The organism is Streptococcus mitis (genome assembly GCF_002860865.1).
In the GTDB taxonomy this organism is placed as follows: Bacteria; Bacillota; Bacilli; order Lactobacillales; family Streptococcaceae; genus Streptococcus; species Streptococcus mitis_AT.
The window spans coordinates 202,397-216,651 of the sequence record NZ_PKIE01000003.1 but is presented as its reverse complement, the minus strand read 5'-3'; the positions used below and the strand labels follow the sequence as shown (position 1 = coordinate 216,651).

Genomic DNA, 14,255 nt, shown 5'->3' with positions numbered 1-14,255 from the left:
TCGTCCTGAGCCAGGATCAAACTCTCATTAAAAGTTTGAGTTCTCACTCATTTCTGTCACTGACAGATTTATTGTTTTTCATTGTTCAGTACTACAACCTTAGTTGTAGCGCCCTGCACATTGGTTCGTCTTGTTCAGTTTTCAAAGGTCTTTGTCACTCGTTTCTCTCAAGTGACAACTATATTAGTATATCACAGTCGCTTTCGCTTGTCAACACTTTTTTGAAACTTTTTTAAACTTTTTTTCATCAAGTGTTTCAACCGCAACATACCATAGTCCGTACGGGATTCGAACCCGTGTTACTGCCGTGAAAAGGCGGTGTCTTAACCCCTTGACCAACGGACCTGAGTTGTTATTTTCAACTCTTACTATTATACCGACTTTTTATTTTTTGTCAACTACTTTTTTACAAATCTTTCAATTCTTTTCAAGTACAGTTTTTCAAATTATAGTAAAAAGAGCCAGAATTGTACTGACTCTTCTATTGTTCATTAAACTTAGAAGCACGTTCTTCTCCCCACCAATAGGGCATTAGTTCTGCGACTTTAACTGTCTTTCTTGTATTGTAGTCCATCATGAATTCTGCATCTTTATTTTCAGCGTTCAACTCTAAGAGGAACTCTCTGCATGCGCCACAGGGCATTCCTGAACTTCCACCATAAGGTGGTTTGTCTCGAAAGGCTAATACTTTTTTAACCTTAGTTTGTCCTGAAAATTGGTACATATTAAAGAGGGCCGCCCGTTCTGCGCAGAGATGGAATACACCACAGGTTCCCTCCATACAGAAACCTGTAAATATTTGTCCATCTTCTGCTTCTACAGCGGCAACGACATGATTAGCATAAACAAAATCAGATACTTCATGTGGATTATACAATTTCTGTGCTTCTTCGTACATCTTTTCCCAGATGTCCATTATTGTACCCTTCTTACTTAGAGATTTCCTTTAACATATTTTCGATATGTTGGATTGATTTTTCACGGCCTAACAAGAAGATAGTATCTGGCAATTCTGGTCCATGCATTTCACCTGAAACTGCGATACGAATGGGCATGAAAAGATTTTTCCCTTTAATACCTGTTTCTTTTTGAACAGCTTTGATTTGTGGGAAGATATTCTCTGTTACAAATTCATCATCTGTCATCGCTTCAAGTTTTGCTTTGAAGGCTTCAAGAACTGTTGGGACTGTTTCACCTGCCATGACTTCGCGCTCTGCTTCGGTCAATTCTGGGAAATCTGAGAAGAAGAGATCTGTCAATGGAATAATCTCATCTACTGATTTCATTTGTGGTTTATAGAGTTCAACTAATTTTTCAGCCTTGTCAGTTAAACGGCCTGCTTCCTCTAAGAATGGTTTTGCCATTTCAAAGATAGTTTCTAGGTCTGCATTCTTGATATAATCATTGCTCATCCAGTCGAGTTTTTTCTGGTCAAAGGCTGCCGGAGACTTGCTGAGGCGGTTTTCATCGAAAAGTTTAATGAGTTCTTCACGAGAGAAAATCTCATCTTCGCCACCTGGGTTCCAACCAAGAAGAGCAATAAAGTTAAAGACTGCTTCTGGTAAATAGCCTTTTTTACGGTAGTCTTCGATAAATTGAAGTGTATTAGTATCACGTTTAGATAACTTCTTACCAGTCTCAGAGTTGATAATCAAGGTCATGTGACCGAACTCTGGAGCTTCCCAACCAAGTGCTTCATAAACCATGAGCTGTTTTGGTGTATTAGCAATATGGTCATCTCCACGGATTACGTGAGAGATTTGCATATCGTGGTCATCGATAACAACAGCAAAGTTGTAAGTTGGGTAACCGTCTTTCTTTTGGATAACCCAGTCACCACCGATATTGCCACCTTCAAATTCGATATCACCTTTGACCATATCATGCCACTTGTAGATACCTGACTCATTGACCGCCAAACGAACCGTTGGGATGATCCCTGCTGCTTCACGTTCTGCGATGTAAGCTGCTTTTTCTTCTTCACTCATACCAAGGTATTCATTGATGTAGCGTGGTGTTTCGCCAGCTACTTCTTGGCGTTCGCGTTCAGCTGCCAACTCTTCTTCTGTAACGTAAGATTTGTAGGCTTTTCCTTCAGCTAATAGTTGGTCGATGTATTTTTGATACAAGTCCAAACGCTCAGACTGGCGGTAATTTTCATGTGTTTCTGGGCTTTCATCCCAATCCATACCTAACCAACGAAGGTTTTCAAGCTGTGAACGTTCCCCATCCTCGACATGACGTTTACGGTCAGTATCTTCAATACGGATAATAAAAGTTCCACCATGATGACGTGCGTAAAGGTAGTTGAACAATGCTGTACGGGCATTCCCGATGTGTAGTAGTCCTGTTGGACTTGGTGCGTAACGTACGCGGATATCTTTTGACATAGTTTCTCCTATAAAGTCTCTAGGCGTCTGCCTTTTTGCTCTCTATATTATATCACAAGTCTTGGCTGAGTCCAATTTCTATGGATAAAGAGAGTAAAAAGAGTGGACAAACCACTCTTTTCTTCTATTATAGACGTGCGTTAAGTTCTTTGCTCAATTCTTCAAATCCTGGTTTTCCAAGAAGGGCAAACATGTTGCGTTTGTAAGCTTCAACACCTGGTTGGTCAAATGGGTTGATGGCATTCAAGTAACCTGAAAGAGCGATAGCCAATTCGAAGAAGTAGATAGTGTAACCAAGAGTGAAGGCATCTTGCTCTGGAAGGGTCACGTACATGTTTGGTACGTCACCATCTGTGTGGGCAAGAAGAACACCGTCGGTCGCTTTTTTGTTTACAAAGTCAACGTCTTTTCCTTGAAGGTAACCAAGTCCATCAAGGTCTTCTTCCAAGCTAGGGATAATCACGTTTTTACGAGGTTTGTCAACACGGACAACTGTTTCAAACATGATACGAGTTCCTTCTTGAATAAATTGACCCAATGAGTGCAAGTCAGTTGAGAAGTTGGCTGAAGTTGGGTAGATACCTTTTTGGTCTTTTCCTTCTGATTCACCAGCCAATTGTTTCCACCATTCTGAGAAGTATTGAAGTGATGGCTCGTAGTTTACCAAGATCTCAGTTGCATAGCCTTTACGGTAAAGGATATTACGAACAGCTGCATATTGGTAAGCTTCGTTTTCAGAGATTTTGTCTGAAGTGTAGTCTTTGCGAGCTGCGTTCGCACCTTCCATAAGGGCTTTGATGTCAGCTCCTGATGCCGCGATTGGAAGCAAACCAACGGCTGTCAATACTGAGAAGCGTCCACCGATGTCATCTGGAACAACAAATGTTTCCCAACCGTTAGCGTCTGCCTCAACCTTAACAGCACCTTTTTGGCGGTCAGTTGTTGCATAGATACGTTTGTTAGCTTCTTCTTGTCCGTATTTCTTAACCAAGAGTTCTTTGAAGACACGGAAAGCGATAGCTGGCTCAGTTGTTGTACCTGATTTAGAAATTACGTTTACTGAGAAGTCTTTGTCTGCAACATACTCTACCAAGTCAGCAAGGTAAGTAGATGAGATTGAGTTTCCTGCGTAAAGGATTTGTGGAGCTTTACGTTCTTCTTTTGTTTGCAAGTTAGCAAAGTGATGGTTCAAGAAATCGATTGCTGCTTTGGCACCAAGGTAAGATCCACCAATACCGATTACAACCAAAACATCGCTGTCTGATTTGATTTGCTCAGCAGCTTTCAAGATGCGGTCAAATTCTTCGCGGTCATAGTTTTCAGGAAGGTCCAACCATCCCAAGAAGTCGCTACCAGCACCAGTTCCTTTACGAATCAATTCATCTGCTGCTGTTACTTGTGATTGCATGTATTCCACTTCATGTGGTGCAACAAATTTGTCTAAAACTTTTGAATAATCAAATTTAATATGTGACATGTTATTCCTCCAATATTTCTTCTTTTCTATCATAACGCTTACCTTCGTTTTTTTCAAGTTTTTTTGTCGAATTTCTCCAATTTTTATCAGAATTCAAACGTTTGCGTAAAAATCCCATATTCCAAAAATTTTGAAAAAATAAAAGAAAGAACGACTAGATGTTCCAGTCGTTACAGTTCATTCAATAAATACTCAAATAATTCTAAATTACCATCTTCTTCATTGACCAGAAACTCTGGGTGCCACTGCAAACCGATAATGCGGTGCTCGTCGATAGACTCAATCGCTTCGATGGTCTGGTCTCTTGGATCAATAGCAGTTACACGGAAATTAGGTGCCAAATCTTTGATACTCTGACGATGTACGGAGTTGACCTGACTTTCTTTTCCAAATAGCTTAGCCACCACGCTTCCTTCCACTGTCTCAATAGAGTGAGATGTTCCGAAAGGCAGTCCTTGCCAGTGACCTTCGATTTCTTGATTGAGGGTTCCACCAAAGGCAACATTGACAAGTTGAACACCGCGACAGATTGCCATAATTGGTTTATTCTGACGAAGCGCTTCTTTCAAGAGGGCCAGTTCAAACTCATCACGTACTAGATTGTAATCATCGCTCTCGATGGTCTTTTTCTCTCCATAAAACTGAGGGTGGACATTTTGGCCTCCTGTCAAAATGAGTTTGTCAATCATTTCCACATAATCGCGTACAACTGACTCATCACCAACAGGAATGACTAAAGGGAGACCACCGACTTGACGAATGCTCTCTGCGAATCTACAAGATACAGATGAATGAATGTTTTTGCCTTCTGCGTCTACGGGACATAGATTTGCAGCAACTCCTACAACCGTTCTAGCCATGATGCCTCTCCTTTCGAATGTTAACGATAGTCCTATCATAGCACTCAAAATGACTTTCGTCTAATATGTTTTTTTTAAGGCTGTGATAAATATTTTCTATGGACAAGAAAAAGCTGCCCGCATAGGACAACTTTTTTCTTATTCAAAGACAAATTGATTGTAATAGAGTTCTGAGTAGAATCCACCTAGTTTTAAGAGTTCATGGTGGCTACCGCGTTCAATGACTTCTCCATCTTTAAGGACAATAATCTGGTCTGCATTGAGGATGGTTTTCAAGCGGTGGGCAATGACAAAACTAGTTCTGCCTGCTACAACCGCCTCCATGGCATGCTGAATCTTACTTTCTGTCACCGTATCTACGTTTGAAGTTGCTTCATCTAGAATGAGAACTTCTGGATCTGTCATCAGGGTTCGAGCGATAGAAATCAATTGTTTCTGTCCTGTTGAGAAGATGCTCTGGTCATCATCGATAAGGGTATCGTATTTGTCAGGTAAGCTTTCGATGTAGTCGTGGATATGGGTTGCCTTGGCTGCTGCCTCAACCATTTCTTGACTAGCATCTGGCACACCGAAACGGATATTGTCTCGAATCGTTCCGCTAAACAAGACCGAATCCTGCAAAACAATTCCCACCTTACTTCTGAGACTATCTAAATCATAGTCACGAATATCTTTCCCATCAAAATAAATGCTACCAGCATCAACATCATAAAAGCGATTGATAAGGTTCATAATGGTGGTTTTTCCTGAACCCGTTGGCCCAACAACTGCAGTCATCTGGCCTTTAGGAGCAGAAATGCTGACATCTTTCAAAATAGGTTTATCAGGCAAGTATGAAAAATCAATGTGACTGATTTCAACACCTTCTTGCAACTGAGTGAAGATTGGAGCCTTTTCAGGTCGGATTTCTTCCTCTGCGTCAAACATTTCCTGAATCCGTTCAGCCCCAGTAAAGGCTAACTGAAGGTTTCCCCAACTAGCTGCAACTTGGATAATAGGCTGGTAGTACTGCTGTGAAAATTGGGCAAACATAACAATCAAACCTAGGGCTGTACTTGTTTCAATAGACTTATCATTCAAAAGTACAGCTGAACCCGCAAAGATGACGATGGCTGTGTTAACCAAACTCATCCCATTCATGACAGGGAAAAGAATTCCTGAGAACATTCTTCCTTTAAAGGTTGCCTTGCGCACACGCTCATTTTGTTCAAGAAATCCTGCCATCATATCCTCTTGAATTCCTTGCACAATGACAGCTTTTTGGCCTGAGATACTCTCATCCATATAGGCGTTGAGTTTCCCTACCTCTTTTTGCTGGAGATTGGTGTATTTGCGTGCCATTTTCACGATGAAAATCAGCATGAGGAAGGCTACTGGTGTGCTGGAAATGGTGATGAGGGCCAGCGTCACATTTCTCGAAAACATGACAAGAATCAGACCAATGTATAAAACAATATTGCTCATGACCTGAATCAAGCTCTCGTTAAAGGCTTGGAGGATATTATCCAAATCACTGGTAAAACGAGACAGGATATCTCCATCTTGTCGGCGGTCAAAGAATGAAACCGTCAATCGCGCAAGCTTCCCAAAAAGGCCTTTGCGCATCTCGTTGGTCGATTCTGCAATCACGCGCGTCATAAGACACATGTATATGACACTGGAGATAAATAGAACCAAAACCAGCAGACCAAGATTGACCATGATTCCTGATAGACTCTGCCAAACAAGTTCTGGATTACCATCTTGATAAGCTTGAACTAAATTAGCTAACTGCGTCACTGCTTGTCCAGAAAAGACTGGAAAGAGGGCTTGGGCAAGAGTCGCTAGAACAATCATCAGAATAACAACTACAAATGATAACTTATAAACTTTAAAATAATTCCAAAAAAATTGAACTGTCTTCATTTTACTCCTCCTTTCCCTTCTGTGTTTCATAGATTTCACGGTAAACAGCATTGTTGGCAACCAAGTCTGCATGCGTACCTTGACCAATCAATCGTCCTTGATCTAAAACCAAGATTTTATCTGCATTGACAACCGAGCTAATCTTTTGCGCGATGATAATGGTTGTCGTCCCCTTCAGATCCTTATTCAAGGCTTCTTGCACCAGGCGCTCTGACTTGGCATCCAAGGCTGAGGTCGAATCGTCAAAAATCAGAATACGTGGATTGCTGACAATTCCACGCGCAATCGACATCCTTTGCTTTTGCCCACCTGAGAAGTTGGTTCCCCTTTCCTCAACTGGACTTTCAAAGGTTTTCTCCATACGATGAATGAATTCACTAGCCTGGGCAATATTAGCTGCGCGTTCCATTTCAAATAGAGTAGCATCTCCCTTACCCTGTCTCAAGTTATCTGCAATCGTTCCACTGAAGAGAATGGCACGTTGAAGAACGATAGAAACAGTTTTACGCAGGGTTCCTTCACTCACTTCTCGAATATCCTTGCCTCCGATTTTGATGGCCCCTTCCTGTGGGTCAAAGAGACGTGGAATCAATTGAGCCAAGGTTGATTTTCCTGCACCAGTCGCTCCAACGACACCAACCATCTGACCAGGTTCAATAGTAAAGCTCACATCTTTCAGCATCGGTTCCTTGTCCATTGGATAGGTAAAGGTCACATTTTCAAAGCTAAGACTTCCGACCAACTCTTCATCTGGCACATCCTTGAAGGTCATGGCTGGCTCTGCATCAAGAATTTCTCGAATACGACGCAGAGAAATCATGGCACGACTGACAGAATTTCCCAAAAATCCAACCATAACAATGGTAAAGATAATCTGGCTTAGGTAATTGACAAAGGAAGCAATGGAACCAACAACTGACGGATCCGACTGAACCATCCCCGCAACCAGCCAAATAGAGAGGAATACCGCCCCATAACCGACCAACATCATGAAAGGTTCCACTACTGAAAAGGCATAACCAATGTAAAGATTTTGACCGAGTAGCTCGTCTGAAACCTCCGTAAACTTAGCAAACTGCTCTTTTTCTTGGACAAAGGACTTGACCACACGAACGCCACGCAAATTTTCCTTGGCAATGGCATTGATGCGTTCAAGAAGGGTTTGAAACTTGGCAAAACGAGGCCCCATCATCCCCATCATGACAGCAGTCAAACCAAAAATCAAGACTACCATGAGAACAATCACCCACCACAGAGAAGGTAAGGTTTGAACAGCCAAGATAAACGAACCGATGAACAAGAGGGGGAGCCTGAAAAGAATTTGGAAGGTCATCATGACCACGTTCTGAATCTGGTTGATATCATTTGTCATGCGAACAACTAGATTTCCCGCATTAAATTGTTCAATATTGGCATAAGAAAAGGTTTGGATTTTACGGAAGGCATCCTCTCGAAGGTCGGATGAAACTCCTTGGGCAATATAGGCTGCAAGGATAACATTAAGCCCACCAGCAACCAAACCGACCAAGGCCACACCAATCAACCAAGCCCCGATACTATAAATAGCTTCATATTTCCCAGCAAGGAGGGCGTCTAACACTTCCTGCAGATAACGCGGTTGCAGAAGTGAACTAGCAACCATCAAGCCTGTCATCAGAAGCGAAGCTAAGGCCTGCCACTTGTAGGTTTTTATTTTCTGAATTAGCATACTTTCTCCTTAAAAAATAGACAAAAGGGAGCGACAATGTGTCAGCTCCTTCTCATTCTGTTTGTGTGATGTTATTCTAGCAAAAAAGTGAGGGATTGTCAAAGAAGTCCCCTTGATATAGCTAGAATGACAAGTAATTCATTCTTTATAATTTTTGTTTTAACTCGACCAAGACATTCATAGCCTGCATAGGTGTCATATTGTAAACATCCAGTTTAGCTAATTCTGCTAGGATAGGATGGTCTGCTGGCGCGTCAAAGAGTGAAATCTGTTCAGTGACAGCACTTGTTTGCCTCATTGGAGCAGGACTTTCTGTACCCTGACTCTCTAACTGAGTCAAAATCTTATCCGCCCTTGCTAAAAGGTCTGCTGGCAAGCCAGCAATCTTGGCAACATGGATACCATAGGATTTATCGGCTGGCCCTGGTTCAATCTTGTGAAGGAAGGTGACCTGCCCATCCTGCTCCAAGGTTGCCACGTGAACATTGATCAAGTGTTCCAGGCTGGACTCTAGACTAGTCAACTCATGGTAGTGGGTCGCAAAGAGGGTCTTGGCTCCGATATGCTCATGAATGTATTCGATGATAGACTGAGCAAGAGCCATACCATCATAAGTTGCAGTTCCACGACCTAACTCATCAAAGAGAATCAAGGAATTCTTTGTTGCATGCGAAATGGCATTGTTGGCCTCCATCATCTCCACCATGAAGGTTGATTGACCTGAAACCAAGTCATCGGCTGCTCCGATACGGGTAAAAATCGCATCAAAAATCGGTAAATGGGCGCTTTCTGCTGGCACATAAGAACCCATCTGGGCCATAACCGCCGTCATGGCTAACTGACGCATGTAGGTAGATTTCCCGCTCATGTTTGGCCCTGTAATTAGTTGAATACTGGTATCTTCTGCCATCTGAATCGTATTGGGAATATAGGTCTGAGCCCCCATGACCTTTTCAACGACAGCATGGCGCCCTTTCTGGATATCAATTCGCGAATCATCTCCGAATTCAGGTCGAATCAAATGCTGGGTTTCAGCAACAACTGCGAGACTTTGCAGGACATCAACTGTCGCAATTCCTTGGGCTAGAGCTTGTAAACGTTGGATGTACTTGCTGACCTCTTCACGAATACGCATAAAAATTTCGTACTCTAGGTTGGCTGACTTCTCACGCGCCTCCAGCATATCGCCCTCGATACGAGCTAATTCTTCGGTCCCAAAGCGTTCTGAGTTTTTCAGCGTCGCCTTGCGGAAAAAGTGAGCAGGCACATTTCCCAGTTGCGAATTGGTCACATGGAAATAGTAGCCATCCTTCTTATTGTAGTCAATCTTAAGCGTACTGATACCAGAGTTTTCGCGTTCCTTAGCCTCAATCTCAGCAATCCAACCAGTCCCTTCTCTGAGCACACGACGGTATTTATCCAAAGTCTCATCAAAGCCAGTGCGGATAATGCCACCTTCCGTAATCACATGAGGAGCTTCAGGAGCAATCGCTGCGCTAATCAAGCTCTCCAACTCAGGGATTCTATCCAATTGTTCGATAAGATAAGACAGAGCAGACTGCTCCATTCCCTCTAAAATCGCTCGAATCCGTGGCACACTGGATAAGGTAGTCGCCAACTGCAAGAGATCCTTGGGATTGGTTTTGCCAAAAGAAACCCGACTAGCCAAGCGCTCAATGTCATAAACACCCTTGAGACTATCTGTCAAATCACTGCGCTCAAAGAAATTGTCGAGAAAGACCTGCACCACTTCTTGACGTTGGATGATTCGTTCCTTATCAATCAAGGGGCGATGAATCCAAGAACGCAAGAGACGCATTCCCATAGCCGTTTTGGTTTCATCCAAAAGCCAGAAAAGACTGCCTTGCTTCTTGCCCGAACGAGCATTCTCAACCAAATCCAGACTAGCCTTGGTCGCATAATCCATCTGCAAGAAATCCTTGATTTCATAGCGGATAACAGGTTTGAGGTGGTTCAATTCCCTCATCTGAGTCCGATGAACATATTGGAGCAATTTACTAGATGCCGCTTGCTCCACAGATGCCAATCGTGAATCCAGCAAATGAAGGTCTTCAAAGCCTTCTTTTTCATAGGAAAGTACCAGATTCATCTGACGACTGAGGATTTGTTCTTCTTCCTCAGACAAGTCATAACCCAGCACCACTTCTCGAGCCTTGAGATTGCGGATTTCCCCACAAACCAGCGTAAAATCCAAAAGACCTGTCACATAAAAATCACCTGTCACTAGATCCATATAAGCTAGACCAAACTGATTGCCATCACGGTCTATGGCAACCAAGAAATTATTCTGGCTATCCGGCTTACTGCTATCAACCACTGTCCCTGGGGTAATGACCTGAACAACCTCTCGTTTCACAACCCCAACTGCTTGTTTAGGATCTTCCATCTGCTCTGCAATGGCTACCTTATAGCCCTGCTCAATCAAGACATCGATGTACTGTTGGGCAGAATGATAGGGGACACCCGCCATAGGAATCGGATTGTCGGCATTCTTGTTGCGACTCGTTAAGGAAATTTCCAGAATCTGCGCAGCATTGACCGCATCCTCATAAAATAATTCATAAAAATCACCCATACGAAAGAGCAAAAAAGCATCTGGGTATTGCTTTTTAATATCCACATACTGTTGCATCCCGGGTGATAGCTTTTCTGTCGCCATTTTCCGTCTCTCCTTGTCAAAAATAAGTCTTGAGAGCAACTCCCAAGACCTTACTTATCTTTCATCAAATCTAGCAAACGATCTTCCATGAGTTTGGCAACGTGCTGGTCTCGACAAATGACCAATAAGGTATTGGCACCAGCAACTGTTCCTAAAATCCATTCATCTTTGTTTGCATCTACAATATTTGCCAAAACAGAGGCTTCGCCCAATTTGGTATGAAGCACCAAGGTAAACTCTGCTCTTGCAACACCTTCTAAATGATGAGACAAAAATTCAACCAAATCAATCTTTTCTGTCTCATTTGCTAGTACATAATACACCATATCATTTTTCTTGACCTTGGTCAAGCCGATTTCGCGCAAATCACGAGACAAGGTTGTTTGCGTCACAAAAACATTATGTGCCTCCAACCGATCTTGAATTTCTTTTTGTGTACTTAATTTCTCCTCAGTAATCATTTTTTTTATTAACTGATGACGATCTCTTTTTCTCATAAAATCCTCTTATGTGAATATTTATAACTATTTTTATAACTATATTATACCAAAAAAATAGGAGATTTCAAAAATTTTTTCTTCTTTCTTTAAAATTGTGATAAAATAGTAGAAAAGTCCAAAAAGGAGCTCTTAATGAATACAAAAGAATTGATTGCTAGCGAATTGGCTAGTATCATTGATAGCCTGGACCAAGAGGCTATTTTAAATTTACTGGAAACCCCTAAAAACTCAGAAATGGGAGACATCGCTTTCCCCGCTTTTTCTCTTGCAAAAGTCGAACGTAAAGCACCTCAAATGATTGCGGCTGAACTGGCTGAAAAAATTAACAGCCAAGCCTTTGAAAAGGTTGTTGCAACAGGACCTTACGTTAACTTTTTCCTTGATAAATCTGCCATTTCTGCTCAAGTATTGCAAGCTGTTATCACTGAAAAAGAACACTATGCTGACCAAACTATTGGCAAACAAGAAAATGTTGTTATCGACATGTCTAGTCCCAATATCGCTAAGCCATTCTCTATTGGCCACCTACGCTCAACTGTTATCGGAGATAGCTTATCACATATTTTCCAAAAAATCGGTTATCAAACGGTCAAGGTCAACCACTTGGGAGACTGGGGTAAACAGTTTGGGATGTTGATTGTTGCCTACAAAAAATGGGGCGATGAAGAAGCTGTAAAAGCTCATCCAATCGATGAACTTCTTAAACTCTATGTCCGCATCAACGCTGAAGCTGAAAATGACCCTAGCTTGGATGAAGAAGCACGCGAATGGTTCCGTAAACTTGAAAATGGAGACGAGGAAGCTCTCGCACTTTGGCAATGGTTCCGTGATGAAAGTTTGGTGGAATTTAACCGTCTTTACAATGAATTACAAGTCGAATTTGACAGCTACAATGGAGAAGCCTTCTACAACGATAAGATGGATGCAGTTGTAGACATTCTTTCTGAAAAAGGCCTTCTTGTTGAATCAGAAGGTGCCCAAGTTGTGAATCTTGAGAAATATGGAATTGAACATCCAGCCCTTATCAAAAAATCTGATGGTGCAACTCTCTATATCACACGTGACTTGGCTGCAGCTCTTTACCGTAAAAACGAATACCAATTTGCTAAATCTATCTACGTCGTTGGCCAAGAACAATCTGCCCACTTTAAACAACTCAAAGCTGTCTTACAAGAGATGGGCTACGACTGGAGTAACGACATTACTCACGTTCCTTTTGGTTTGGTTACAAAAGAAGGGAAGAAACTCTCTACTCGTAAAGGGAATGTCATCTTACTAGAACCTACAGTTGCAGAGGCAGTTAGCCGTGCCAAGGCCCAAATCGAAGCTAAAAACCCTGAATTGGAAAACAAAGACCAGGTAGCGCATGCTGTCGGGGTAGGAGCCATTAAGTTCTATGACCTCAAGACCGACCGTACAAATGGATACGACTTCGACTTAGAGGCTATGGTATCCTTCGAGGGTGAAACTGGACCTTACGTTCAATATGCTTACGCTCGTATCCAATCTATCTTGCGCAAAGCAGACTTCAAACCAGAAACAGCTGGCAACTATAGCTTGAATGATGCTGAAAGCTGGGAAATCATCAAACTCATCCAAGACTTCCCACGTATTATTAACCGTGCGGCGGATAACTTTGAACCTTCTATCATTGCTAAATTTGCAATTAGCCTAGCTCAAGCCTTTAACAAATACTATGCACATACGCGCATCTTGGATGAAACCCCAGAACGCGACAGCCGTCTAGCCCTCAGCTACGCAACTGCAATTGTTCTCAAAGAAGCCCTTCGCTTGCTTGGAGTAGAAGCACCTGAGAAGATGTAAATCGCCAAAGTTACTTGATTGCGGAGCAATCTAAGTAACTAACGCCAAATCCTATTCGGACTTTGGCTAGGCGCTTCACTAGTTTTAGGACATAAATATGATCGATTTATGTCCTAAAACGTCGTAATCTTCAAGTTATTGGAACTAAAGTTCCTAATTGTTAGACGCTAGCCGCTTATATGCGGACTAGCTAACTGCTTCACTAGCAAAGAAACATAAATATTATCGATTTATGTTTCTTTACGTCGTAATTAGAGATACTTGTCTAAACGCTTTACTAATTCATCTAACCCAATAATATCGATTTGGTTTGGTTCATGTCGTAATATTTTAAATTACTTGATTGCAAAGCAATCTAAGTAACTAATACTAAAGCCTATACGGACTTTGGCTTAGAGGTCTATCAAAAATCTTATCAAGTTTTGCTAACTTGCTCTGCTACTTTGAATTGACTAATTCAATCTACTCACTACTACTTCTTTATCATACAGGGAGATTTCCTATGAGCCAATATGCTTATGTCCTAGTTGTAATTAGCTTGGTTTTCCTTTTTCTGCTCAATAAGTACGAGAAGGAGAGACTGCAAAGGCTCTACCAAGAACAACTTTTAAAGGATGAAACATTTAGAGCTGACATCAAAGAGAAAATTCACACGACTGAAAATATCAATGATGTCATTGCTTACATCAATAAAACTTATCATCTGGGAATGTTGCTATCAAAAGACATTACAGATCAGTTGAAATAAACCTAACTATATTATAACGAATATCAAAACCGAGACTAAGACTTTAATACTTAGGCTCGGTTTTTGTGTATTTTTCAAACAACAAAGCCACCACTATCCCAGCAATGCAAGTGCAAAATCCTCTAGAATATGATAGAATAATGGAAAGGACTCTATTAAGGAG

The 14,255-nt window shown here is 41.8% G+C and carries 10 protein-coding genes and 1 tRNA gene; 2 read left to right on the top strand and 9 right to left on the bottom strand.

Annotated features, from left to right (window positions below; all coding sequences use genetic code 11):
* Positions 1 to 273: 273 nt before the first annotated feature.
* From CYK18_RS07060 to argR, 9 genes are all read right to left on the bottom strand, one after another.
* A tRNA-Glu gene (locus CYK18_RS07060) sits at positions 274 to 345 on the bottom strand.
* Between the two features lie 136 nt (positions 346 to 481).
* Complete coding sequence (locus tag CYK18_RS07055) at positions 482 to 916, bottom strand: cytidine deaminase family protein (protein WP_049521612.1); 435 nt, start codon at positions 914 to 916, stop codon at positions 482 to 484.
* Between the two features lie 13 nt (positions 917 to 929).
* Positions 930 to 2,390, bottom strand: a complete 1,461-nt coding sequence (gene gltX / locus CYK18_RS07050; protein ID WP_101785827.1) for a glutamate--tRNA ligase — start codon at positions 2,388 to 2,390, stop codon at positions 930 to 932.
* A 127-nt stretch (positions 2,391 to 2,517) separates the two neighbouring features.
* A complete protein-coding gene (locus tag CYK18_RS07045; RefSeq protein ID WP_000018268.1) occupies positions 2,518 to 3,867 on the bottom strand; it encodes a glucose-6-phosphate isomerase in 1,350 nt (449 codons plus the stop codon).
* A gap of 170 nt (positions 3,868 to 4,037) precedes the next feature.
* Positions 4,038 to 4,727: a gamma-glutamyl-gamma-aminobutyrate hydrolase family protein gene (locus tag CYK18_RS07035; RefSeq protein WP_000124770.1), complete on the bottom strand. Its 690-nt coding sequence runs from the start codon at positions 4,725 to 4,727 to the stop codon at positions 4,038 to 4,040.
* A 138-nt stretch (positions 4,728 to 4,865) separates the two neighbouring features.
* Entirely contained in the window at positions 4,866 to 6,632 is a 1,767-nt protein-coding gene (gene patB / locus CYK18_RS07030; protein ID WP_101785826.1) for a multidrug efflux ABC transporter subunit PatB, read from the bottom strand.
* Position 6,633: 1 nt separating this feature from the next.
* Complete coding sequence (gene patA / locus CYK18_RS07025) at positions 6,634 to 8,340, bottom strand: multidrug efflux ABC transporter subunit PatA (RefSeq protein ID WP_101785824.1); 1,707 nt, start codon at positions 8,338 to 8,340, stop codon at positions 6,634 to 6,636.
* A 145-nt stretch (positions 8,341 to 8,485) separates the two neighbouring features.
* Entirely contained in the window at positions 8,486 to 11,020 is a 2,535-nt protein-coding gene (gene mutS / locus CYK18_RS07020; protein ID WP_101785822.1) for a DNA mismatch repair protein MutS, read from the bottom strand.
* 50 nt (positions 11,021 to 11,070) lie between these two features.
* A complete protein-coding gene (argR, locus tag CYK18_RS07015) occupies positions 11,071 to 11,517 on the bottom strand; it encodes an arginine repressor (protein WP_001231476.1) in 447 nt (148 codons plus the stop codon).
* A 135-nt stretch (positions 11,518 to 11,652) separates the two neighbouring features.
* Here argR and argS point away from each other — a divergent pair, with 135 nt between their 5' ends.
* On the top strand, positions 11,653 to 13,344 hold the full coding sequence (gene argS / locus CYK18_RS07010; RefSeq protein WP_101776937.1) for an arginine--tRNA ligase: 1,692 nt from the start codon (positions 11,653 to 11,655) through the stop codon (positions 13,342 to 13,344).
* 502 nt (positions 13,345 to 13,846) lie between these two features.
* Positions 13,847 to 14,092 carry a hypothetical protein gene (locus CYK18_RS07005; protein WP_023943963.1) on the top strand — a complete coding sequence of 82 codons (246 nt, stop codon included), beginning with the start codon at positions 13,847 to 13,849 and terminating at the stop codon, positions 14,090 to 14,092.
* Positions 14,093 to 14,255: the final 163 nt, after the last annotated feature.